Consider the following 22,806-nt stretch of genomic DNA (forward strand, 5'->3'; position numbering starts at 1 on the left):
TGTGAGAGGGTATTTGTTGGGTGTGCGCTCTTAGGAGATAACTTTTTCTACTTCCTCGCGCATATTGGCGAATTTTGTATGGTGCACATCCTTCAGCGGCATGCCCTCTATAAAACGATAAAGCTCTCTACCTTGCACAATATGCTGACCTTCGGGCTTTTTGGTTTTTGCAATAAGCTTCACTAGGCACTGCAAAAGGTTTAAGTTGACGTTGATATTCAGTGGGCACACTTTTTTAGCGGTAGTAAATTCTTCGTATGCTTCCTGGTAGCTACCGGAGCCATACAACTGCACCCCTTTTTTGTTATGTTTTAGATATTTTTCGTAAGTGTCAGCAGCATTGGCCGTTTCGCGCTCAATCAAATATAAAATAGACTCGTCCACTTTATCTTCGTTATTACGCAGCACTTTTATCAGTTTGTTTGCCTCTTCAAAATCGCCGAGGTCAAACATCAGCTTTAAGCTGTCTGCGGCTATTGCCACAGGATATTCCGAAAAGCTTTTCTCAATTTGGATTTGTGTCTGCTCGAAGCTCTTTTTCGCTTCAGACTGCTTGCCTTCAATGAGGAGCATGCGCGCATGGATCACCGATTCAAATATGTCAAAGTCAAAGTCATCTGGACTTTGATGAATAGTTTCATCAGTTTGCAGTCGCTGCATAGTCATTGATGTTTCTTGTAAATATCTATTTTTCACACTTTTATGCTCCGAGTTTTCCGCAATATCGAGCACAGAGCGAATGTATCCGCAGATATGGTTGATATTTTTATGCACGGAGCGTTGAGAGAGTTCGTAAATTGAACGGGCGCTGTGCATCGCGAGCTCAAAATGGCCGTTTTCTCGCGCAATCTCGCATACTCTGAAGTGTCGGTCTATAGACAGCGGCGATAGCTCTAAGGCCTCTAGAATATACTTCAAAGCCTCTGGCTTTTTATTATCCTGCAAATAAGCATCAGCAATAATATCGTAGGCCTCTACCGTGTTAACCGAGCTCTCAATGACGCACTTTGCCAGCTCAATGGCTTTGCCAAAATCTTTTTTCAGTAGGTGGGTTTTTGCCATCGAGCACACAGCCCAGTGCAAAGCACGCTCGTCGAGTACTTTGCTTAAGACTTTTTCAGCGGCGTCATATTGCTCAGTCTTCCAATAAAGCTTTACTAAAAGCTGCAGCAAATGATTAGTGTATCGAGGTTCGGTTTGTAAAAAATGCTTACATGTTTCAATACTCAAGGTATATTTTTGATGATCAATTTGACTGTAAAGCGCTGCTAATGTTACTCGGCGCTGAGTCGCTCGCGTGATTCGGGCATTGAGCTGAGCTTGCGAAAATGGTTTGACCAAATAATCGTCTGGTTGCTTTTCGAGCGAGCCAAGTACCATACTGCGTGCACTGTCGCCGCTTATCATGATAAATACGGTAGAGGGTTTCACAAGATGACACTTTCGAATTTCTTCTAAAAATTCAAAACCGTTTTTGCGGTTAGTGCCTAAATGCAAATCACTGACGATGATGTCGTATTTATTTAACTTACACGCTTTTAAGCCTGCTTCAGCAGATAGCTCAGTATTGACCTTTTTTGCGCCAAGCGCATTTAACAAGCCGCGCAAAAGCATCAGAAACGGGCGTCTGTCCTCAACTACTAAACATCGCTTGTCTGAATAATCTAGCTTTTCCATCGGTTACCGCAAATACTCATGTCCTGCTATTTACCTAAAATTAAATGACTGCTCGCATTCGTTATAGTTAACGTATCGCGTATTTTGAAAAAGCCTTGAGCTATTTCGACCCTTTGCCGATAGATTACTTATTGAATGCTTTATTTTTAATCAGTTATTTAACTGGCACGCCATGGTTTGTGTTTTTTTGAATATAACCATGGTCATCAACTCGGGTATCGACGTGAACATTAACGATTACATCCGTACGCAAAATACAATTAACGAGGCCCTTCATTCAGACGCATCATCGAAGGCTGGCTTTGCTTTGTTTGCGTCGATGTTAAGTGAACAGCTCGAAATATTTCGCGAACATATTGTTGACCCGGGTGGTGAACATAGCGCTACGTGTACAAAATTTCCATTCTCAGAAACGCTTGAAGGTATTGAGAGAAATACCCGACGAACTTGGCATTTAAAGGTTGAGGCTGATGATTATGCAAGGGCGAATAAATTAAATCGTACCATTATGCGAGCGTTTAATCCTGGGGGCGATAGTTCATGCAATAGTAACTCGGAGCAACGAGCTGATTGTAATCAGCGTTCTTCGCTTTATGATTTTAGAATGTTGGCATGCGCCCATTCTTATCCCTTGTCTATGCACAATGACCCAACTTATATACCTGCTGATGTTATCGCTAATTGCCCTTCGCATATTCAAAGCGTACTTTCCCATGAACAAAGAAGCCATAACCAAAGCACCCAGAGCCAAAGCACCCAGCGCCAAAGCACCCAGAGCCACGGAACTGAGCACGAACAACAAGCCTATCAGGAGTTTGTTGGCGGCAGTGGAGAAGAGGGTATCGACACCGATAACGGCACTTATTACACCAATGGCAACAACAATGATTTGAACAGTTACGACAGCCTGAACCCTATGGGAAAACACACTAACGAAGAGCGACCAGAGTGGCTTTTTGATATTATTCAGCAGTCAAAAATACAAAGCGAGTCATTGTCGTAAAAGATAGGGTACTCAACGATACAGTACTTTAATATAAAGCACTTTCCGATAGAGCACTTACCGATATAGCACTTACTAACGAAGTACTTATTGACGAAGTACTCATCATAGAAGCAACTCATTGCTCCGTACTTACGCTCTTTATGCCTATACCTCAACTTATGCCTATACCCATGCTCTTGCTATGGCCTTACAGTTATTGATCTGGCGCAAGCAATTGGCAAGTCACCTTCATTTTATTGCTGCTGTGTGCTAGCATGCGCGCCGCAATTTTGCATTGGTTTTACGTTCCAACATCGCAAAGGTAAAAAGATGAAACAATACTTAGTGTGCGCGTTATACAAGTTCGTGACGCTCGAAAACTACAAAGAAATGCGTGAACCTCTTCGCGCGCTCATGGAATCTCTCGACATTAAAGGCACAATCCTCTTGGCAAAAGAAGGTCTGAACGGCACGGTGTCAGGTCCTGAAAAGAGCATCAAAGCCCTATTAGCACATTTTAATTCAGATGAGCGAATAGCACCGGTATCGCATAAAGAATCGTGGCACGACGAACAGCCTTTTTACCGCACAAAGGTAAAACTTAAAAACGAAATCGTTACGATGGGAGTAGAAGGAATCGACCCGCGCCAAACGGTGGGTACCTATGTGAAACCGAAAGATTGGAATGCACTTATATCTGACCCAAACGTGACGGTAATAGATACGCGCAATGACTATGAAATTGAAATCGGTACGTTTAAACACGCAATAAATCCGCATACCGAATCATTTAGAGAGTTTCCTGACTACGTAGCCAAAACGCTTGACCCAAAAGAGCATAAAAAGGTGGCCATGTTTTGTACCGGCGGAATACGCTGTGAAAAATCTACTGCGTATTTAAAAGAACAGGGCTTTGATGAGGTGTACCATTTAGAAGGCGGCATACTCCAATATTTAGAAGATGTACCCGAGCAAGATTCTTTATGGGAAGGGGATTGTTTTGTGTTTGACAATCGTGTTGCCGTAAACCATAAGCTTGAAAAAAGTGATTATGACCAGTGTTATGGCTGCCGATTGCCAATAACCGATGAAGATAAAGAAAGTGATAAGTATGAGGCGGGCGTGACATGCCCAAAATGCTACGGAACTCACACAGATGAACAACTCGCGCGTTTTAGAGAGCGAGAAAAGCAAGTAAATTTGGCAAAGCAACGTGAGCACGAGCATGTAGGCACAGGGGCAAGAGACTTAATGCGTCAAAAGCGACTGGCAAAAGCCGAGGCTCAGCGCCAAAGAGCGCTCGCTCAAAAACAGGCTCAACAATAAATCATCAGGTTTTTTCCTAGACAGTAGTGAAGTTATCAGAGTAAACTTGATATTAAAGATGCACAAACAGGGCAATACCCATGAGTGATACTCAAACTTCACCTAATAAAATGACTGCCGAGCAAATCGCAGACATTAGAAAAGACTTCGATTTTTTTGATAGAGACCAGAACGGCCAAATAGATTTGCATGAGTTCATTGATTTGCTGACGATTTTATCGCCAAAAACAAAAATCAATCACGTACAAGAAGGCTTCGACCTTATTGACGGTAATGGCGATGGCTTTATTGATTTTGAAGAGTTTTTGTCGTGGTGGCAAGAATGCTGGTGGGAATACTAAGCCTCAAGCTTATAAAGTGTATGGCAGCAAGCGAGTAAAGTGACCTTGAATATTGCCGTGTTTCTTGCCAAATAGTTTGCCATGCAATTTGCCATGCCTCCTGCTAAACAAGGGCGCTCCGATGAGCGCTTTTTTTGTGTCTATAATTTGCTTAGTTTCTGGTTTTTTCATTTTTAGAGTAATAAAAATGTGTGAAAATACTATAAAAGAGGTGATTTTGACTCGTTTTATACTTTTCTATAAATGCATCTAAAAGTGTTGTATTGCTTTAAATATATCTAAAATTCATCAAAATTCGAATAAATTAAATTTAATTTGTTTGCTTTTAAAATTCATTAAAATAGGCATAAAGCTGCTAAAATCATTTAAAAGTAGTTAAATCATATAATATTCATTTTCTTATGTTTTAAATTTATGAACCTAGTCGATAATATGTATTACCATGTAATTTGCTGATACATAGTGATAATACTGCATTAGACTTGTTACCCTCATTCTCTCAGTTATTATAGTATTTCGAGCGATCCCTATCGTCATTATTTACCTATCGCATCATTTAAGGATATAAAGATGCTTAAAAAGTTTTTCATTATCGGTGCTTCGCTTTTTGTTCTGTTGATCATCACGGCCCTTTTAGTATCTCGGTTAGGATATGGCGGCATTAAGTTTTCAAATGGTACATACCTAGGCTATTCCTCAAACTTACAGCAGTGGTATTTTGCAGAATATCGAAATATGCCAGTCGGGATAGATGGACCGTATGTGAATCGCCAAGGCGATCATTATCTTGTTCAATACGTTGAGAGCGATGCCGACAACAATAATGTTGTTATAAACGAGACGTCTTCCGGCCGCGTGCGAGTCCGCGTAGATAACGATGATAAGACTGAGTTTTTCGTAAACATTCAACCAACACACTCGCGCTCTAAGCTAGTTTTTGAACAACCAGAGAAATTGCTTGCGCTCTCCGATATTGAAGGGAATTTTGAGGCCTTTACAAAGCTGCTTATTGCAAATAATGTGATTGATAGACAATTTAATTGGATATACGGCAGAGCCCATTTGATTTTACTCGGCGATATGGTGGATAGAGGGCAAAATGTGCTTCCCGTACTTTGGCTTATTTATAAGCTAGAAGCCGAGGCGAGAGCAGTTGGTGGGGATGTGCATTTTGTTTTGGGCAATCACGAGAGATACTTAATTGATGGAAGAATGAAGTCGGCACAAAGAAAATACGAAGGAACATATAGCGCACTTAATACCAACGGCGAAGAACTGTATTCAGATGCAACGGAGATTGGCCGTTGGATAAGAAGCAAGCCGGTTGTTGTGAAAATTGGCGAAACGCTTTTTATGCACGCGGGAATATCACCTAGTGTGCTTGCTTTAAGACCAAGCATTGAGACGATCGATACCGAAGCGACTGAGAATATTTCGATCGGTAATTCTATCATGCGCAATCATCCTGACAGTCTATTGCACGGTGCTGCGGGTATTTTGTTTTACCGAGGCTTCGCCGACGATATGTCGCAACATTCACTTGGTCCTAAAGCAAGCGAAGAGCATGTTGATGCTGTGCTAGCGCATTTTGACGTGAATAAAATAGCGATAGGGCATACTCTCGTGCCCACCATTAGCTACGATTATAATCAAAAAATTTTAAGGGTGGATGTACCTCACTCGCGCGGTGTGAGTGAGGCGCTACTCTATGATTCGGGAGATTGGTTCAAGGCAGATGACCTAGGCAATATTGAAAAAATAAAACAAATAGCGCCGCAATAAACCAAAGCCGTTTGGTGTAGCGGCGTGTTTAGAAACCTTCATTTGAACACCATTTACCATAGACAGTTGCATGATTTTTATCCATGATTAGATTATCTATACAAGCGGCTTCTGCAAACAATTCATGCTGAAACATAACTACGTACTTATCTTTATCGCGTTGACTATGTCCATTGTGAGCGCTTCCTGCCTCGCAAAATGGCAAAAACCTGTCGGTGTCATGTACACCTCGTGGGGCGAACAGGTGACGCCTGAGAATTCATGGACTGAATATCCGCGTCCTCAAATGGAACGCGAAAACTGGACTAACCTTAACGGCTTGTGGCAGTTTGCGACGGTTGATGCGAGTAAATTTGCACAAACAATCGTTTATGATCAAGATATTTTAGTGCCCTTTGTGATGGAATCGCCTCTGTCTGGTATTGGAGAGCGTTTACCCCAAGGGCATGTAATGTGGTATCAAAAACGGTTTGAATATGCGCCTAATCAACAAGGTCGCACATTGCTTAATTTCGAAGGTGTTGATTATAGCTGCAGAGTATGGGTAAACGGTATACACGTGGGCACGCACACCGGCGGTAATCTGCCCTTTAGTTTTGATGTTACTCACGCCATAAAGCAAGGGCAAAACACAATAAAGTTGCGAGTAATAGACGAAACAGACGCCGCTGACCGTTATCAGCTTCGCGGCAAGCAAAAAGTAGATAATCATAGTATTTGGTATACGCCCTCATCGGGCATCTGGCAGACGGTGTGGCTTGAAGACGTGCCAAACACTTATATTGAGTCTTTGCGCATGCAGGCTGATATGAATGGGCAATTTTTTCTTTCGGCTGAGCTAGGTGGGGCAGATTTATCTCAATACCATATTGCGCTTGAGCTTTTGCTGGCAGACAAAACTGTTCACAAAAGCATGTCTACTCACTCTCAAATGCAAATCACGCTAGACAATGTTGAGCTTTGGTCTGTGAAATCTCCTACCTTATATACGGTTAAAGTTACCTTGCAAGACAAAGCCGGTAACGTTTTAGACGAGGTGCAGTCTTACGCTGGATTTAGGCGTTTAGGAAAAGAAAAAGATGAGGCCGGAGACTGGCGGTTTACTCTAAATGGTGAGCAAGTATTTCATTGGGGACCATTAGACCAAGGCTGGTGGCCCGACGGGCTACTCAACCCACCGTCAGACGAAGCCATGGTGTTTGACTTGCAATACCTTAAGGCCGCGGGCTTTAACATGGTGCGCAAGCATAAAAAAGTAGAACCAAGGCGCTATTATTATCATACCGACCGCCTAGGCTTGTTGGTGTGGCAAGATCACGTATCAGGCGGCCGCGGCGAGACCGATTTTTCTTCTTCGGTGGAGGGCGAGGCCGAATGGCCGCAATGGAAGCGTTTGGAGTCCTTGAGCGAAAGCTGGAAGCCTCGCCCTCACTATCCTGTGCTGTATGCAAATCGAGAAACTGACATTGTTGAGGCGCACTGGCCCGATTGGGCGCATGCCCAATTTATGCTTGAATTGAAAACTATGATAGATACCCTCTATAACCATCCTAGCGTAGTGCTATGGACAACGTTTAATGAACGCTGGGGTCAACATCGCACGATGGAAGTAGGCAGATGGGTGGAACAATATGATCCAAGCCGTTATTTAAATATTGCTAGCGGCGGTAACTTTTTCCCAATTGGCGATGTGGCCGACCAGCATGATTATCCAAACCCTAGCTTTCCTTTAGACGTGCCACTTTATAACGACTACGTGAAAGTGGTGGGCGAGTTTGGTGGTCATGGGTGGCAAGTTGAAGGGCATCAGTGGGATACGAATAAAGACATTATGGTGTACGGCGGCACGCCTAAAAACAACGCTGATTTTAAACAACGTTATAAGAATACCATTGAGATGCTTGCCGATTTAAAAGCCAAGGGCATTGCCGCTGGCGTGTATACTCAAACGAGCGATGTTGAAATTGAACTGAATGGATTGATGACCTACGACCGTAAGTATTTAAAATTTACGGCACAAGAGCTCAAAACAATTCATCAAAATGCAGGCCTATCGAAATAAGCTCAGCTCTGGATAAGATACAGCGCCTCGGCCTGCTAAAAACGCGAATCACTGAATGTGAAAATTAAATAATAGTGTTTAATATCATGGATTTGCACTATTTCATATTCAGAGCTAAGGTTAACTAGACTGTTAATTTCGCCTATAGTTAAGCGGCAATAACCGAAGTTAGACGATAATAACCGATACGTAAGCAGATGAATAATCAATGCAAAATACACAAGTACCTCATTTTAAACCCTACCGAATAGCTTGCGTGCATGTAGCCGTGGCGCTTCGTTCGTTGCGCCTAAGCAAAGTGGCTAGTCGCTTATCAGCTATTGGCACGTCCATTATTAGCATAAGCGCTTTCTGTATAAGCTCAGCGCACGCAGCAACAGCGCTATCTTATAGCGAAGCGAAGGCATTGTTGAGCCAACAGTCAGATGCTATTCAAGCGGCGCAGTATCAAGTGGACAGTCAGCAAGATAAGCTTGCCTCACTTGACCGCTTGCATTTGCCAACGCTGAGTATTCTCGGGGGTGTTCACGCGTATGAGTCTAAACGAGAGCTTGATATTGAACCCATCAGAGATGCGGCTGGAGATCTTATTCCTGGCAGCGAGCAGTTTATTCGCAGCTCCATCGACGTCAACTTTAACGGTGTGCTACCCACTGCTGTGTTGATGTCGACATGGGAGTTATATGCAGGCGGGCGCATAGATGCAGCTCGACGGGCCGCCGATGCAGCAATAGCTGAGGCCAAGGCAGAGCAGTCAGGCACGTTCGAGGAACAAGAGAAGCTATTGGCAACGGTGTATTTTGGACAATTGTTGGCTAAACAAATATTACACATACGTGAAGAGGTGGCCAAAGATATTGCGCAACATGTTCATCAAGCTACGCGTTTTGAAGAAAATGGGCTTATTTCAAAAGTAGAGCGCCTTCATGCCCAAGTAGCCTATGACGAAGCTTTGCGAAATCTAGAGCAAGCTAAAGCCGACCTTGGGATGGCAAATAACGCATTGCAACGCTTGTTGCGCGTTAACACCAATATTCAGCCGCGCAATAAACTCTTTGTTATTAGTCAGCCTTTGCCGCCACTTGATTCCTTTTTGGCACAAGGCCTTCAAAATCACAGTCAGTTAACGCTCATCAGAGCAAAGCGTGAGCGTGCAGAGCAGGGTCAAGTTATAGAAGAGGCTCGCTTTAAGCCAAATGTATTCGCGTTTGGTAGCTACAATTTAGCGCCACAAGAGGCAGACTTTTCAGATCCTCTGCCGCTTCTAGAGCCCGACTGGATAGTAGGGATAAACGTGTCGTATAAACTTTTCGATAGCATTAATCGCAACAAAGCGATAAGCGCGGCAAGGTTACAAGTTGACCGCGTAGGGGCCTTAGAACGTGAATTTTCTATGCGTTTGGGCACCTACATTGAAAATAGTTATCGCTCGCTTGAAAAGGCGCGAAATCAATATGCTTTATTAGCCTCCAGCATAGACCTTGCTCAAGAAACCCTTAAATTGCGAGTGCGCTTATTTGAGGAGGGAATGGGGACTTCTCTGGACGTTGTAGACGCACGCTTGTCGGCCGCAAAGGCAGAAACCGAGAAAGCAGCAGCAGCGTATAATTTTGTTGTCGCGTTAGTTGACTTGTTAATAGGTGCCGGGCAACTGCATGAGTTTGAACGCTATATGACGCAGGCCGACATTTTAGTAAGCACCGATACTCTTTCTTTTATCCCGAGCACAGAGCAAATACCCGCGACTGCGCATGCCAGCATACAAGGAACGCAAAATGAAAACTAAGGTAGTTTTAGCCGCTGTATTTATCGCGCTTGCTGCATTTATCGCCGTCTCGCTTTACCTAATTGCTGCGCCAACGCCTCTGGTGTTTCAAGGGCAGGTAGAGGCTAGAGAGGTGGACGTTGCCGCAAAAGTGCCAGGCAGAGTAAGTGCTTTGTTAGTAAGGGTGGGCGATAGCGTGCAGGTGGGCGACAGTCTATTTGAAATGGATAGTCCAGAGATAGACGCCAAGATGCAGCAAGCGAGTTCGGGACGCGATGCGGCCATTGCGGTGAGCAATAAAGCCGATACTGGCGCGCGAGTCGAGGAAATTGAAATGGCTCGTTTTGCTTGGGACGGTGCTAAGTCAGCCGCAGAGCTTGCTGAGAAAACCCGCTCACGCCTCGAGTCATTGTACAATGAGGGGCTCGTTTCAGAACAAAAATACGATGAAGCAGTGACCATGGCACGCGCCTCGCAAGATGCCGCTAATGCAGCAAAAGCGCAATATGATATGGCGCTAAATGGCGCACGCGAGGAAGATAAGGCCGCTGCCGCTGCCGTGGTGGGGCAAGCAGAGGGCGTAGTTGCGGAGGTGTCAGCCTTTGCCGAAGAAACTCGCCTAAGTGCCCCTATATCAGGTGAAGTGACCGAAATTTTAGTTGATGTAGGTGAGCTTGCTCCCACCGGCTTCCCGGTTGTTACCTTGGTAGACCTAAACGACTCTTGGGTCATACTCAAAGTAAGAGAAGATCATTTGATGCATTTTAAAAAAGATGCGCAATTAGCGGCGACAGTGCCGGCGCTGGATAACGAGAACATTGTTCTTTCCGTATTTCATATTGCGGCTCAGGCTGACTTTGCTACGTGGCGGGCAACTCGCTATTCGTCAGGCTACGATGTTAAAACTTTTGAAGTCCATTTACGTCCAAGCAAAGCCATTGAAGGGCTGCGCCCAGGCATGAGCGTTTTGATAGATGTTGATTGAGCATTGATAGTGGATGTCGTTTACATTAGTTTGAGCACATTTACTCATGCTGTGAGCTTGGCATGAGTCACTCTGAACCTGCAGGTCCGGGGTTTTTTAACGCGCTTACAAGGGAGCTGCGTTACTATCGAAGCTGTTATGGCGATATTTGCATATCGCTTAGCATCCTTATTGGCAGCATGGTGGTTGTTGCTTGGATATTTTCTTCTGCCACCTTGACCAATTTACCTATTGCGGTTGTTGATACGGATAACTCAAGCCTGTCGCGCACCTATATTCGTATGCTCGAAGCGGCACCCGAGCTACACATTGCTGAAAAACTTAACTCCGTTGCTGAGGCCAGAGAGCGCCTAGAGCAGGCATCAATTTACGCATTTGTAGTCATCCCTAACGATTTTAGCAAGCAAATAAAAACTGGCGGGCAAACCACCGTTGTGGCCTGGCACAGTGGGCAGTTTCTTACTATTTCGGGTATGATATCTAAAAGTTTAAAAGTAGTCACCGGCACCATGTCGGCGGGGGTAAAGCTGACGTCATTGGAAAAACGAGGTGATAGTCAAGTTAAGGCTGCTGTTGACTTTATGCCGATTAAACCCGAGCTTCGCACCTTGTTTAATCCCTTTCAGAACTATCAATTTTTTTTAGTCGGTAGCGTACTGCCCGCTATGCTGCAGGTGTTTGTGATGGTGTGGACGGTTTTTGTCGTCGGACGCGAATACTCTCAAAACACCCAAGCTGTTTGGCTAAGCTCGGGTAAAGACGTGTTTCGGGCAGTAGCCGCGAAGGTACTTCCCATATTTATTATCTCAACGGTTATTGGCCTTAGCTGTTTAACATGGCTTTATGCGGTGCAAGGATGGCCGATAGAAGGCAGCGTAACCATGTTGTTTATAGGCTGGCTGGTAATGATTGCGAGCTACATTTCCTTGGGCCTATTGTTTGTTGCGTTTTCGCCACAGCTCGCAACCGCGTTGTCGTTAACGGTATTTTTTACCGCGCCCGCATTCGCCTATGCCGGTATTACTTTTCCGCAATTGGGCATGCCTTATTTAGCGCAGCTTTGGTCATATATACTGCCAATTCGCACGCTGTTGCGTTTGCAAATTGAACAGGTCGAAATTGCCGCACCTGTTACGCAATCTTTGCCAGAGCTTCTTATTTTAGTAGCCTTTGTCGTTGTGCCGCTGCCGTTTGCTCTGTATCGGATCCACACGCGCTGTAAAAGTAATAATGCTGAGGAGCCAGCATGAGGGCGTTTTTGCAAGCGTACGTTGCTAGCATTATGGCGGTTTTGCGAGACCGAAATATTCTGCTGTTGGTGATGGTTGGTCCAATTGTGTATTCCATATATTACCCATTTCCTTATAGCGCAGAGCAAGTGCGAGAAATACCCGTGGCGGTAGTGGATTTAGATAACTCTAGCGCCAGCCGTGAACTTATTCGCCTGGCCGACGCGAGCCCAGAAATAAAGGTGATGCAGGTGCTTAGCGACCCGTATGCGCTCAAGCAGGCGATGTGGAGCAATGACGTTGAGGGCGGATTAATTATTCCGCATGGCTTTAGGCGTAATATTTTGCGTAATGAAAGCTCTACGGTTATTGCCCTTGGCAATGGCGCGTATTTTCTCTTCAATAGAGGGGATTTATTTGGCTTTGCTGGGGCGGCGCAAACCTTATCGGCAAAGCTTGAAATAAAACACGAGCGTATTAATTCGTTTTCAGGCATCGAAGCCAAACAGCGCAGTAATCCGCTTCATTTGGAGCTAAGAGCTGCATCTAACCCGGGTGGTGGCTATTCAACGTATGTGGTGCCGGCAGTCGCGATAGCGGTACTGCAGCAAACTTTATTGCTCGGTGTGAGTATGTTACTCGCTACATGGCGTCAAACTAGCGCGCCTTTTGACATGAATGTGCCCACCAATCGACTTGCTCTAATGCTTGCTGCGGCTAGCTTTTGTATGGTCAATACGCTTTATTACCTAGGCATTGTTTATTGGCGTGAAGACTATCCGCATATGGGGCAATTAGGCGACCTATTAGTGCTCGTTTTCGTCTTTTCCCTCACTTTAGCGGCGTGGTCGCTCGTGATTGCATCTTGGTTTCGATACCGAGAGCAGGCGATTATCCATTTAATTCCTACTTCCATTCCTACCATTTTTGTCGCTGGCTTTGCATGGCCTATTGAGGCTATTCCTCAGCCCATTGTTGCTCTGAGCGCTCTACTGCCAAGCACCGCAGCGATTCAGGCCTTTCTAAACGTTGATCAAATGGGGGCATCGTTAACGCAGGTCATGCCCGAGGTGCTAAGTTTATTGGTGTTGCTCAGCGCGGCTATTGCTTACATCGTGTTTAAGCCGAAATGGTTGGTAGTGCCATCACATCGCAATAAATAAGATAAGCGCCAAATCGGCCTTAGTCTTCCTCTGTGCTGTCGATGTCGTCTTCTGGGGCCGCTCGAGGTTTGCGTTTTACCGGCGCAAAACCCATATCCTCAGACGATTCTAGTGGATTGAAACGTTTAGTGGCTTTTGGTTTGGCGGCAGTGGGTTTTGTTTTAGTGCGAGGCTCAACAACATTTTTTTGTTCGCTCTTCGGCTTGGTGCCTAAGCCTTTAAACTTAGCGACTAAGCCCTCTATTTCAGTAAATTCAAAGCGTCGCTCCAGGCGCGACTGAATAGCCAAAAAGCTACGCCAGTCTTTTCTGCTCACAAACGATACTGCGGCGCCTTTTTTACCGGCTCTCCCTGTGCGTCCAATCCGATGCACATACTCATCAGCGAACCTCGGTAAATCGTAATTAATCACCTTTGCGATATTCGCAATATCTAGGCCGCGCGAGGCTAGGTCGGTGGTTACCAATACGCCTATTTTTCCGCGGCCAAAGTCGTTGATAATCGCCGAGCGTTGGTTTTGCAGTAGGTCGCCATGCAAGAAAGCTGCGCTTATGTCGCTCTCTTTTAGCTGTTTTGCGAGGCGTTCGGTATCCTCGCGCGTGGCTGTAAACACCAAGGCTTGCTCACGTCCTTCAATATCAATTGCCTTCAATAAAAGCTTATTTTTGTGTGTAACACCATCGGCAAAATAAAAGGCTTGGCTGATATCCTCGTGAGGCGTGGCGACTTTATCGATGTTTATTTTAACCGGAGTCTTGAGCATTAGCTGGGTAACGTAGTTGACCTCAGCACTGTCGATAGTTGCTGAGAACATCATGGTTTGGCGTTTACGATGATCGGCGCTGCTGTGGATATTTTCGAGGGCTTTTTCAAAGCCCAGTTCTAACATGCGGTCAGCTTCGTCGAGCACCAACAGCTCCAAACCGTTTAAAAATAGATGTCGCGCAGCTAAATGATCGCTGATGCGACCTGCCGTTCCCACTACTATTTGTGGATTACGGCGCAAAGCTTTAGCTTGGTCGTTGTAGTTTTCGCCGCCCACAATCAAGGTGCACTGCAACGACATTTTTTGTGTCAGCGTTTTTGCTACCGAAAATACCTGCTTAGCAAGTTCTCTGGTTGGCGCTAGAATGAGGGCGCGGGCATCTCGTTTAGATAAGGCCTTTTGGGTGAGCAGGCGGTTAACTACGGGCACTAAAAACGCCAGCGTTTTACCAGAGCCGGTTTTAGAAGAGGCTAGCAAGTCTTTTCCCATCAATCCATGGGGAATAGCTTGTTGCTGAATGTCTGTTACATCACTTAACTGCATAGTGCTCAAAGCAGTAAGTAAACGGTTATCTAATGCGAGATCGGTAAATTGCAAAATGGCGCTCATTTATTCAAACGAGCGCCATTATAAAGGTTTACGCGGTTAAGCTAAATGTTTAATACCGCCATTTAGCACTTAATGTTGCAGCGCCGCCGGCGAGCGTCATTAATATAAGGTACATACACCGCCGGTTGTTAATTTGCTCCTACTAATGCGCTCCTACGCAAAGGTCATCTCAGGTACGTCACCCTCAATAACGAGCTTGCCTGCGGTTTTCGCTTCAATTTCTTCGATACTTACGCCGGGCGCACGCTCTCGCAGATAAAAAGCTTGGTTTTTCACTTCTAATACTGCTAAGTCGGTAATTATGCGCGTGATGCAGTTAACGCCAGTTAAGGGCAGGGTGCATGCTTGCAAGAGCTTTGAATTGCCATGTTTGTCAGCGTGGGTCATTGTTACAATGATATTTTTTGCGCCAGCCACTAGGTCCATCGCGCCGCCCATACCTTTAATCAGTTTCCCGGGTATCATCCAAGAAGCGATGCTGCCGCTTACGTCCACCTCAAAAGCACCGAGCACGGTAAAATCTACGTGCCCGCCGCGTATCATGGCAAAGCTTTCGGCAGAGTTAAAAATAGACGCGCCGGTGGATGCGGTGACGGTTTCTTTGCCTGCGTTAATCATGTCAGCGTCCACTTGGTCTTCGGTGGGGTAAGGGCCCATGCCGAGCAGGCCATTTTCCGATTGCAGCATCACGCTGATGCCGTTTGGCACGTAATTCGCTGCCAGGGTCGGGATACCAATGCCCAAATTAACATAGTTTCCGTCTTGAAATTCCTGCGCTACGCGCATTGCGATTTGGTCTCTACTTAATGCCATTAGCTTGCCTCCTTCGCGAGTACTTTGCGCTCAATGCGTTTTTCAAAGCTGCCTTTAATGACTCTGTTCACATATATGCCAGGTGTGTGTATTTGACTTGGTTCAAGCTCGCCCGGCTCCACAATTTCCTCTACTTCCACCACGGTAATTTTGCCAGCAGTAGCGGCCATTGGATTAAAATTCATAGCCGTGTGGCGATACATGCAGTTACCAAAGCGGTCAGCTTTCCACGCTTTCACAATAGCAAAGTCACCGGTGATACTCTCTTCCATGATGTAGGGGCGACCGTTGAACTCTTTGACTTCCTTACCTTCGCCAACAGGCGTACCGTATCCAGTTGCCGTATAAAATGCAGGAATACCTGCACCGCCAGCGCGCATTTTTTCCGCTAATGTACCTTGCGGAGTAAGCTCTACTTCAAGCTCGCCGTTTAACAGTTGTTTCTCAAAAAGTGCGTTTTCGCCCACATAAGACGACACCATTTTTTTGATTTGCTTGTCTTCGAGCAATAAACCCAATCCAAAGCCGTCTACACCGCAGTTATTCGACACTACCGTAAGACCACGCGTGCCCATGTTTTTAATTTGTGCAATCAGGCCCTCTGGAATGCCGCATAAACCAAAGCCCCCAGCTATTACGGTCATATTATCTTCAAGGCCCTGCATGGCCTCCTCATAGCTCGACACTACTTTATTAAATCCTGCCATTACATACTCTCCGTTACGTAAATTACTTAATCAGTATTTACGACTTGCCTTATTTTGTAAAATTAAATTATTATTGGTATTAATAGATTTAATGGAAGAATCCCATGTCAGTTTCTTATAAAAATATGTGTGCCTTTGTGAGCGTAGCGCAGTCAAACACTTTTGCTGAGGCGGCTGAAAAACTCTGCTTGTCGCAGCCCGCCCTTTCTACGTCTATCAAAAACATGGAGACTCAGTTAGGTGGGCCGCTTTTTATACGCTCCACAAGACGTGTCACGCTCACCCCAGAGGGCGAGGTATTCTTACCCGTGGCAAAGCGCCTCATCAATGATTGGGACAGTGCTCTTAACGACGTGAAAGACTTATTTAGTATACAAAAAGGGCGTTTAGCGGTGGCAAGTATGCCATCTTTCGCAGAAGGACATCTTGCGCATTTGCTTCAGCATTATCATGAAACCTACCCCAAAATTACCTTAAGAGTACTCGACGTAGTAATGGAGCGCGTCATTGATGCAGTGCAAACCGGGCGCGCGGATATTGGTTTTGTGTTTGAACCTGAATCCCTGCAAGGATTAAGTTTTGCGCCGCTATTAGAAGATAGTTTTTGCGCAGTAATGCCCGCTCAGCATGAGCTAGTAGGCTTAAGTGCGATTTCACTAAGCGATATCAAACCATATCCATTAGTGGCTATGAATACAGGGTCGTCTATTCGATTATGGGTAGATAAAGCCTTTAATCAGGCCAATATCACGCAGGAGATTGTGGCAGAGGCCTCACAACTTGGTACGCTCGGTCAGTTAGTTAAAACTGGATTGGGCCTCGCTATCGTGCCACAGTTATGTAAACAGCAAATGCTCAATAAGTCTCTGCGCTGTGTCCCTTTAAAAGACAGTGGTTTAAAAAAACGAGTGGGGATGATTGCGCGCTCTCCCGGTGCTCTATCAAACGCTGGGCAAAGTTTGTGGCAAATGGCTCTAAAAACGGTGAAGGACGTGAAGTAAGCTTATTTATTACTGTAGCTGTGCTTTTTGTATCTATGCTTAAGAGAGTTACGCTATACTATGCACCGCTGGCCTTGGCCTCACCTTTAAAACTTTTTAGCGTGCTGCAGTTCAATGCCTATCAATTCTTCCTTTCTACGTATTCCATAGGATATTTAATGGCATTAGCCCATATTTTACTTAGCTTCACTTTCATCCATTCGTACAGCCTAATTACGCATTCAATCAACGACGGGGAGGTGTGCTAATGACAACATCTTTTCAGTCTTTAGGTCTTTCTCAAGCCGTACTCAAAGCCGTTGAAGACCAAGGTTTTACTACGCCATCACCTATTCAAGCACAGGCGATTGGTCCTGTTTTAAGCGGCAAAGATATCATGGCCGCCGCGCAAACAGGCACTGGAAAAACAGGCGCATTCGCGCTGCCGATTGTACATATGCTTGAGGCACATGATCAGCGACCAAAATCAAATCATATCAAGGCACTTATTTTAACGCCAACGCGCGAGTTGGCAGCCCAAGTGGCACAAAGTGTAGAGCAAAGCCATAAGCATACGCAATTACACTCAGCAGTGGCCTTTGGTGGTGTATCAATTAACCCGCAAATGAAGGCCCTGCGCCGCGGCGTAGACGTGCTAGTTGCTACCCCTGGTCGTTTGCTCGACCTGTATTCGCAAAACGCTGTAAAATTCAATCAGTTGAGCATCTTAGTATTAGACGAAGCCGATAGAATGCTAGACATGGGCTTTATTCATGATATTAAACGCATTATTAAGCTGCTTCCGCCTAAACGACAGAACTTACTTTTTTCTGCAACCTTTTCAGATGAGATTCGTGCACTTGCCAAACAGTTTATCAATGATCCTGTTGAGATTTCAGTCACGCCTAAAAACACAACAGCCACCACAGTGGAACAGGCTATTGTGCACGTTGAAAAATCAAACAAAAGCAAGCTACTGGCTAAGCTCATTAGCGATAACGATTGGCAGCAAGTGCTCGTGTTTTCTCGCACTAAGCATGGTGCTAATCGTATTGCCAAACAATTAAGTGCCAAAGGCTTAAACGCTCTCGCTATTCATGGCAATAAGAGTCAAGGAGCGCGTACCAAAGCCCTTGCCGATTTTAAAGCGGCAAAGCTGCGCGTGCTTGTTGCTACTGATATTGCTGCGCGAGGCATTGATATAGATTTACTGCCAAATGTGATCAACTACGATTTACCAAATGTAGCTGAGGACTATGTGCATCGCATTGGCCGCACTGGCAGGGCGGGTGCAAGTGGTAATGCAGTATCATTTGTTACAGACGAGGATGGCAAGCAGCTCAAGGCTATTCAAAATCTGATTGGTCAGCATATTCCCGTGCTTGAAGTATCTGGCCTGTCGATAAAGCCAATGGCACAAGCGCCTATAAGAGCGCCTAAACCAAAGCGACCTAAACGAGTAAAAAGCGATTAATAGTTGCTAAATTTTCACTAGCTCCCTAACATCGTGCATTGATGAACTCATCAATGCATCTTTCTTCATTCAGGCAAGTTCTGCCCAATGGTTGATGCGCTTGAACATGGGATATTTATGAATCTGGAAGCGCTTTACGCCCATATTGTCGCGGCGTCAGAAAAAGTACTGACGGCTCTTAGCGACCCGCACACCTATATTCAACTAGTGGTTGTGCTTGTTATTTATCTGCTTGCCTTTGCACTGGCAAAAAAACTACGAGCAAGCAATCGACTGACTTTTCAGCCGCCTGATGATACATCACACCCTGTTGTGCGCCTTATCTATAGAGCAGGAGCGCTGCTGTTTCCGCTATTGGTGTTGATATTCTTACTCATTTCCACCGAATTTGCCGACCAACTCTCAAAAGAACTCGCTTATTCTCCGTGGCTGATTAAAACAGCATTTGCCGTGGCTGCGCTGATGTTCTTCAATGCTCTGATTAACGTTTCTGTGACTAATCCTGTGGCCGCTTCCGCGTTTAAGTGGGTAGGTTTACCACTGGTATTTTTAAAATTAGTGGGCTTGTTGCCGCTGCTGATATCGTCACTGCAAGAAATATCCATTGAAGTTGGCAATATTGAAGTGTCGGCCTATGGCATTGCCCGCGTTATTATTTTTGGTGGCTTTTTGTTCTGGCTAGGCCGCGCTTCAAACAACTTTGGTCAGTCGGTCATTAAGCGTCAAGAGTCACTTGATATTCCCACTCGTGAGGTATTTGCCAAGCTCTTTGAAGTAACGCTATTTTGCGTGATTGCGCTTCTCCTGCTCAACGTAATGGGTATTAATTTAACGACCCTTGCGGTATTTGGTGGGGCGCTCGGTGTAGGTATTGGCTTAGGATTGCAAACGATCGCATCGAACTTTATCTCGGGCATCATCATTTTGTTAGACAAGTCTTTAACGGTAGGCGATTTCGTAGAGCTTGAAGACGGTCAAAAAGGCTTTGTGCGCGAGTTTAGAATGCGCTACGCCGTCCTTGAAACCTACGACGGTAAAGACATTCTAGTGCCCAATGAGAAATTTATTTCTACCTTTTTGGTAAATTGGACGCACAAAGACCCTAAGCAGCGCTACCGAGTCGACTTTTCAGTGGCGTATGCCACCGACATTAGAGCGATGGTAGAGCTTGTAAAAGAAGCGGTAGCCACGCATCCACAGGTGATAAGCGGTGAAGATATTCCGTTTGAAGAACGCCCCGACTGTGAAATCGATAGTTTTGGTGATTCTGGCGTCAATATGTTTGTTGAATTTTGGATGGAAGGAATTGATGACGGTAAAAACCGCGTGGGCGGCGATTTGCTGCTCATTATTTTTGAAACGCTCAAAGCACACAACATCTCAATTCCTTTCCCTCAGCGAGAGGTCAGGGTGTTAAACGATGCCGATGCGTTTACTGCGAACATTAAAATGAGCAAAGTGAATCCAGCTGATTAGCGGTCGCTCATATACTCGTCGTAAGTGCCTTGGAAGTAGCGCAATTTGTTGTCTTTAATCTCAATGATGGAGCTGGCTAGCGTCGAAACAAACTCTCTATCGTGACTAACAAATATCAGCGTACCGTCAAAGTCTTTTAAGGCTTTATTGAGTGCCTCAATAGCTTCCATGTCCATATGATTGGTGGGCTCATCCATAATAATGACGTTAATTTCTTGCATCATCAGCTTGCCAAACATCAGACGATTTTTTTCGCCCCCAGAACACACTTTAACGTCTTTCTCTATATCGTCTGCACTGAACAGCAAACGCCCTAGAATAGCTCGTACGGCAAGATCATCATGCTTAGGCGTGCGCCACTGCGACATCCAGTCAAACAAGCGCATAGACGTACCAAAATCGTTACTAACATCTTGCGCTAAATAGCCAATGCTGGCATTTTCAGACCATTTGATTGTGCCGCCGTTTGCCTGAAGCTCTCCAATAAGGCATCGCAAAAATGTGGTTTTACCTGCGCCATTTTCGCCTATAACCGCCAACTTAGCGCCAGCCTCTAATAAAATGTCCTTGCCGGTAAAAAGTGTTTCACCGTCAAAGCCATGGGTGACATTATGCATTTCAAGGGCAAGGCGATGTAGCTTTTTATGCTGCTTGTAGGTAATAAAAGGCGTTTGGCGAGATGATGGAATTACCTCGTCTAGCTCAATTTTTTCCATGCGACGAGCACGAGAGGTGGCTTGTTTTGCCTTTGATGCATTAGCCGAAAAGCGCGCAACAAAGCTTTGTAGTTCTTTAATTTCAGCCGTCTTTTTTGCGTTTTCAGAATGAAGCTGCTCCTGCACCAAACTTGAAGCGGCCATGTATGCTTCATAGTTGCCAGGATAAATACGTAGTTCACCGTAGTCGATGTCGGCCATATGCGTACACACAGAATTCAGGAAATGGCGGTCATGCGAGATTATTACCATGGTGCTTTTGCGCTGATTAAGCACGTCTTCTAGCCATTTGATGGTGTAAATATCAAGGTTGTTTGTTGGCTCGTCTAATAGGAGGATATCTGGCTCTGCAAAAAGCGCCTGTGCTATCAATACGCGAAGTTTCAAACCCGGTGCCACTTCCGACATTAAGCCAAAATGATAGGATTCGTCGATGCCGGCTTCAACAAGGAGTTCAATTGCACGAGTCTCTGCGGTGTAACCGTCCATTTCTGCAAACTCAGATTCGAGATCGGCAACCTTCATGCCGTCTGCTTCCGACATTTCAGGCAAAGAATAGATGCGGTCGCGTTCTTTCTTGACCTCCCATAAGTGGGCATCTCCCATAATTACAGCGTCTACTACTGAGTATTCTTCAAAGGCAAATTGGTTCTGATTCAAGGTTCCAATTCGCTCGCCCGGCGATACCGATACATTGCCAGAGGTAGGTGCAAGTTCACCGCTCATTATTTTCATTAGCGTTGATTTTCCGCAGCCGTTTGCGCCAATTAGCCCATAGCGGTTACCGTTGCCGAATTTAGCTGAGATATTTTCGAACAATGGCTTAGCGCCAAACTGCATAGTAATGTTTGCGGTGGTAATCAAGAAGATGTGTCCTTTGGATAAAATGTTCAGATAGTGAGAGAGCCGAAAGCGCGCGCACTATACCCGAAATACATCATTAATTAAACTAAAGCTGGGTGATAAATGAAGGCAATGTCAGTATTGCGCAGGCTTGGGTCGCTTAGCGTTAGCGGGAAATAGAAAAGGTAGGGGCACATGCGAATTTAAAAGCATGCGCGCACATGGATGTGCGCGCCTGAGCGGCCAGGATGGCGAATAGCGTCTTTTAAATTCGCGTGTGCCCCTGCCTAGTTTCCTGCTAATGCTAAGCGAACCAGGTCAACAAGGTTTACCACTTCTTTTTCGGGGCAAAGAGAGTGTCGATATCTTCTTTCTCTTTGGCCTTGTCGGCCAAGATATTCTGTACGTTGCGGTCTTTTACATTGCTCTCTAAATTGTTGAGCATGTCTTGCAGTTCACGTGTTTTTGATACTGTATAATCGCTTTGTGTTTTTTGCTTGGCAATAGCGGCTAATGCCTTCTCAAGATACTGTCGGGCTGAGCCTTGCATGTTATGCGTAACCGCATCATTAGCCCGTTTATGGAGGGTTTCAATGTTTATACGAAGCTGCAGCTTTTCGAGCGCTTGGTCCTCCGCCTGAAACCAATCGAGGCTGATTGCGCCTTTTTTATATTCGCTGCGCACAATGATGCGAAGTTTTTTGATGGCCTGAATATACTTAATAATTACCTTGTCGCTTTCGGGTAATTGAAATGTATTTTGGTCTGGCGTGGGTTCGTCTACGTTGATTTCGCGAATCGACTTTTGTAACTCTTCGACTTTGTTTTTCAAATCGGGACTGGGATTTTGTTCGTAAATTTCAATAAGCGCGCCTAGCGTTCGCTTGCGCAAAATCATAATGAGTCGTTTTGACAAGGGCATGCGAAGGGCCGCGCTTACCGCCATTTCAGTGTCGTCTAAAATGGTGCGGTGTTTGCCAATCTCCTCGCGCTTTTTAGAAGCTTTTCGTTCGTTATGCTGCTGCACTGCACTTGCTGCGATGCCTGCTACGATGAGTGCCGCGATAAGAATGATAATAATAATATAGGTCTGATTCATTGGCTTAA

At 45.2% G+C, this 22,806-nt stretch carries 18 protein-coding genes; 12 read left to right on the forward strand and 6 right to left on the reverse strand.

Going from position 1 to position 22,806, the window contains the following annotated elements:
* Positions 1 to 30: 30 nt before the first annotated feature.
* Positions 31 to 1,677, reverse strand: coding sequence for a response regulator (locus tag ACFO4O_RS03290; protein WP_382405930.1), 1,647 nt, complete (start codon positions 1,675 to 1,677; stop codon positions 31 to 33).
* A 187-nt stretch (positions 1,678 to 1,864) separates the two neighbouring features.
* Here ACFO4O_RS03290 and ACFO4O_RS03295 point away from each other — a divergent pair, with 187 nt between their 5' ends.
* The 9 genes from ACFO4O_RS03295 (at position 1,865) to ACFO4O_RS03335 (ending at position 13,315) form a co-directional block, all read left to right on the forward strand.
* Positions 1,865 to 2,680: a hypothetical protein gene (locus ACFO4O_RS03295; RefSeq protein WP_382405931.1), complete on the forward strand. Its 816-nt coding sequence runs from the start codon at positions 1,865 to 1,867 to the stop codon at positions 2,678 to 2,680.
* A 312-nt stretch (positions 2,681 to 2,992) separates the two neighbouring features.
* Positions 2,993 to 3,988, forward strand: a complete 996-nt coding sequence (trhO, locus tag ACFO4O_RS03300; RefSeq protein WP_382405933.1) for an oxygen-dependent tRNA uridine(34) hydroxylase TrhO — start codon at positions 2,993 to 2,995, stop codon at positions 3,986 to 3,988.
* Positions 3,989 to 4,068: 80 nt separating this feature from the next.
* Positions 4,069 to 4,329 carry an EF-hand domain-containing protein gene (locus ACFO4O_RS03305; protein WP_382405935.1) on the forward strand — a complete coding sequence of 87 codons (261 nt, stop codon included), beginning with the start codon at positions 4,069 to 4,071 and terminating at the stop codon, positions 4,327 to 4,329.
* Positions 4,330 to 4,899: 570 nt separating this feature from the next.
* The gene (locus ACFO4O_RS03310) at positions 4,900 to 6,111 is read left to right on the forward strand and encodes a metallophosphoesterase (RefSeq protein WP_382405936.1); all 1,212 of its coding nucleotides are present in this window, start codon (positions 4,900 to 4,902) and stop codon (positions 6,109 to 6,111) included.
* A 124-nt stretch (positions 6,112 to 6,235) separates the two neighbouring features.
* On the forward strand, positions 6,236 to 8,173 hold the full coding sequence (locus tag ACFO4O_RS03315; RefSeq protein ID WP_382405938.1) for a glycoside hydrolase family 2 protein: 1,938 nt from the start codon (positions 6,236 to 6,238) through the stop codon (positions 8,171 to 8,173).
* Positions 8,174 to 8,381: 208 nt separating this feature from the next.
* Entirely contained in the window at positions 8,382 to 9,959 is a 1,578-nt protein-coding gene (locus tag ACFO4O_RS03320) for a TolC family protein (protein ID WP_382405939.1), read from the forward strand.
* Positions 9,949 to 10,923: an HlyD family secretion protein gene (locus tag ACFO4O_RS03325; RefSeq protein WP_382405940.1), complete on the forward strand. Its 975-nt coding sequence runs from the start codon at positions 9,949 to 9,951 to the stop codon at positions 10,921 to 10,923. Before ACFO4O_RS03320 ends, ACFO4O_RS03325 begins: the two co-directional genes overlap by 11 nt.
* A 62-nt stretch (positions 10,924 to 10,985) precedes the next feature.
* Positions 10,986 to 12,173, forward strand: a complete 1,188-nt coding sequence (locus ACFO4O_RS03330; protein ID WP_382405941.1) for an ABC transporter permease — start codon at positions 10,986 to 10,988, stop codon at positions 12,171 to 12,173.
* Positions 12,170 to 13,315, forward strand: a complete 1,146-nt coding sequence (locus tag ACFO4O_RS03335; RefSeq protein WP_382405943.1) for an ABC transporter permease — start codon at positions 12,170 to 12,172, stop codon at positions 13,313 to 13,315. Before ACFO4O_RS03330 ends, ACFO4O_RS03335 begins: the two co-directional genes overlap by 4 nt.
* A gap of 19 nt (positions 13,316 to 13,334) precedes the next feature.
* Here ACFO4O_RS03335 and ACFO4O_RS03340 read toward each other — a convergent pair whose 3' ends face one another.
* The 3 genes from ACFO4O_RS03340 to ACFO4O_RS03350 all read right to left on the reverse strand — a co-directional run bounded on the left by ACFO4O_RS03340 (position 13,335) and on the right by ACFO4O_RS03350 (position 16,210).
* Positions 13,335 to 14,678, reverse strand: a complete 1,344-nt coding sequence (locus ACFO4O_RS03340; protein ID WP_382408212.1) for a DEAD/DEAH box helicase — start codon at positions 14,676 to 14,678, stop codon at positions 13,335 to 13,337.
* 165 nt (positions 14,679 to 14,843) lie between these two features.
* Positions 14,844 to 15,503: a 3-oxoacid CoA-transferase subunit B gene (locus ACFO4O_RS03345; RefSeq protein WP_382405945.1), complete on the reverse strand. Its 660-nt coding sequence runs from the start codon at positions 15,501 to 15,503 to the stop codon at positions 14,844 to 14,846.
* Positions 15,503 to 16,210 (reverse strand): CoA transferase subunit A, encoded by a 708-nt coding sequence (locus ACFO4O_RS03350; protein WP_382405947.1) that lies wholly within the window; start codon positions 16,208 to 16,210, stop codon positions 15,503 to 15,505. The genes ACFO4O_RS03345 and ACFO4O_RS03350 overlap by 1 nt, the downstream gene beginning before the upstream one ends.
* A 104-nt stretch (positions 16,211 to 16,314) precedes the next feature.
* Between ACFO4O_RS03350 and ACFO4O_RS03355 the strand changes: the two genes are divergently transcribed.
* The 3 genes from ACFO4O_RS03355 (at position 16,315) to ACFO4O_RS03365 (ending at position 20,140) form a co-directional block, all read left to right on the forward strand.
* Positions 16,315 to 17,211 (forward strand): LysR family transcriptional regulator, encoded by an 897-nt coding sequence (locus tag ACFO4O_RS03355; protein ID WP_382405948.1) that lies wholly within the window; start codon positions 16,315 to 16,317, stop codon positions 17,209 to 17,211.
* Between the two features lie 247 nt (positions 17,212 to 17,458).
* Positions 17,459 to 18,664, forward strand: coding sequence for a DEAD/DEAH box helicase (locus tag ACFO4O_RS03360; protein WP_382405949.1), 1,206 nt, complete (start codon positions 17,459 to 17,461; stop codon positions 18,662 to 18,664).
* Positions 18,665 to 18,781: 117 nt separating this feature from the next.
* Positions 18,782 to 20,140: a mechanosensitive ion channel family protein gene (locus tag ACFO4O_RS03365; protein ID WP_382408214.1), complete on the forward strand. Its 1,359-nt coding sequence runs from the start codon at positions 18,782 to 18,784 to the stop codon at positions 20,138 to 20,140.
* On the opposite strand, the gene ACFO4O_RS03370 is transcribed toward ACFO4O_RS03365, so the two are convergent.
* Both ACFO4O_RS03370 and ACFO4O_RS03375 read right to left on the reverse strand, forming a co-directional pair.
* Positions 20,137 to 21,720, reverse strand: a complete 1,584-nt coding sequence (locus ACFO4O_RS03370) for an ABC-F family ATPase (protein WP_382405950.1) — start codon at positions 21,718 to 21,720, stop codon at positions 20,137 to 20,139. The genes ACFO4O_RS03365 and ACFO4O_RS03370 overlap by 4 nt on opposite strands.
* A 307-nt stretch (positions 21,721 to 22,027) precedes the next feature.
* Entirely contained in the window at positions 22,028 to 22,798 is a 771-nt protein-coding gene (locus tag ACFO4O_RS03375; RefSeq protein ID WP_382405951.1) for a hypothetical protein, read from the reverse strand.
* Positions 22,799 to 22,806: the final 8 nt, after the last annotated feature.

The sequence above is a fragment of the Glaciecola siphonariae genome, from assembly GCF_042652645.1.
In the GTDB taxonomy this organism is placed as follows: Bacteria; Pseudomonadota; Gammaproteobacteria; order Enterobacterales; family Alteromonadaceae; genus Glaciecola; species Glaciecola siphonariae.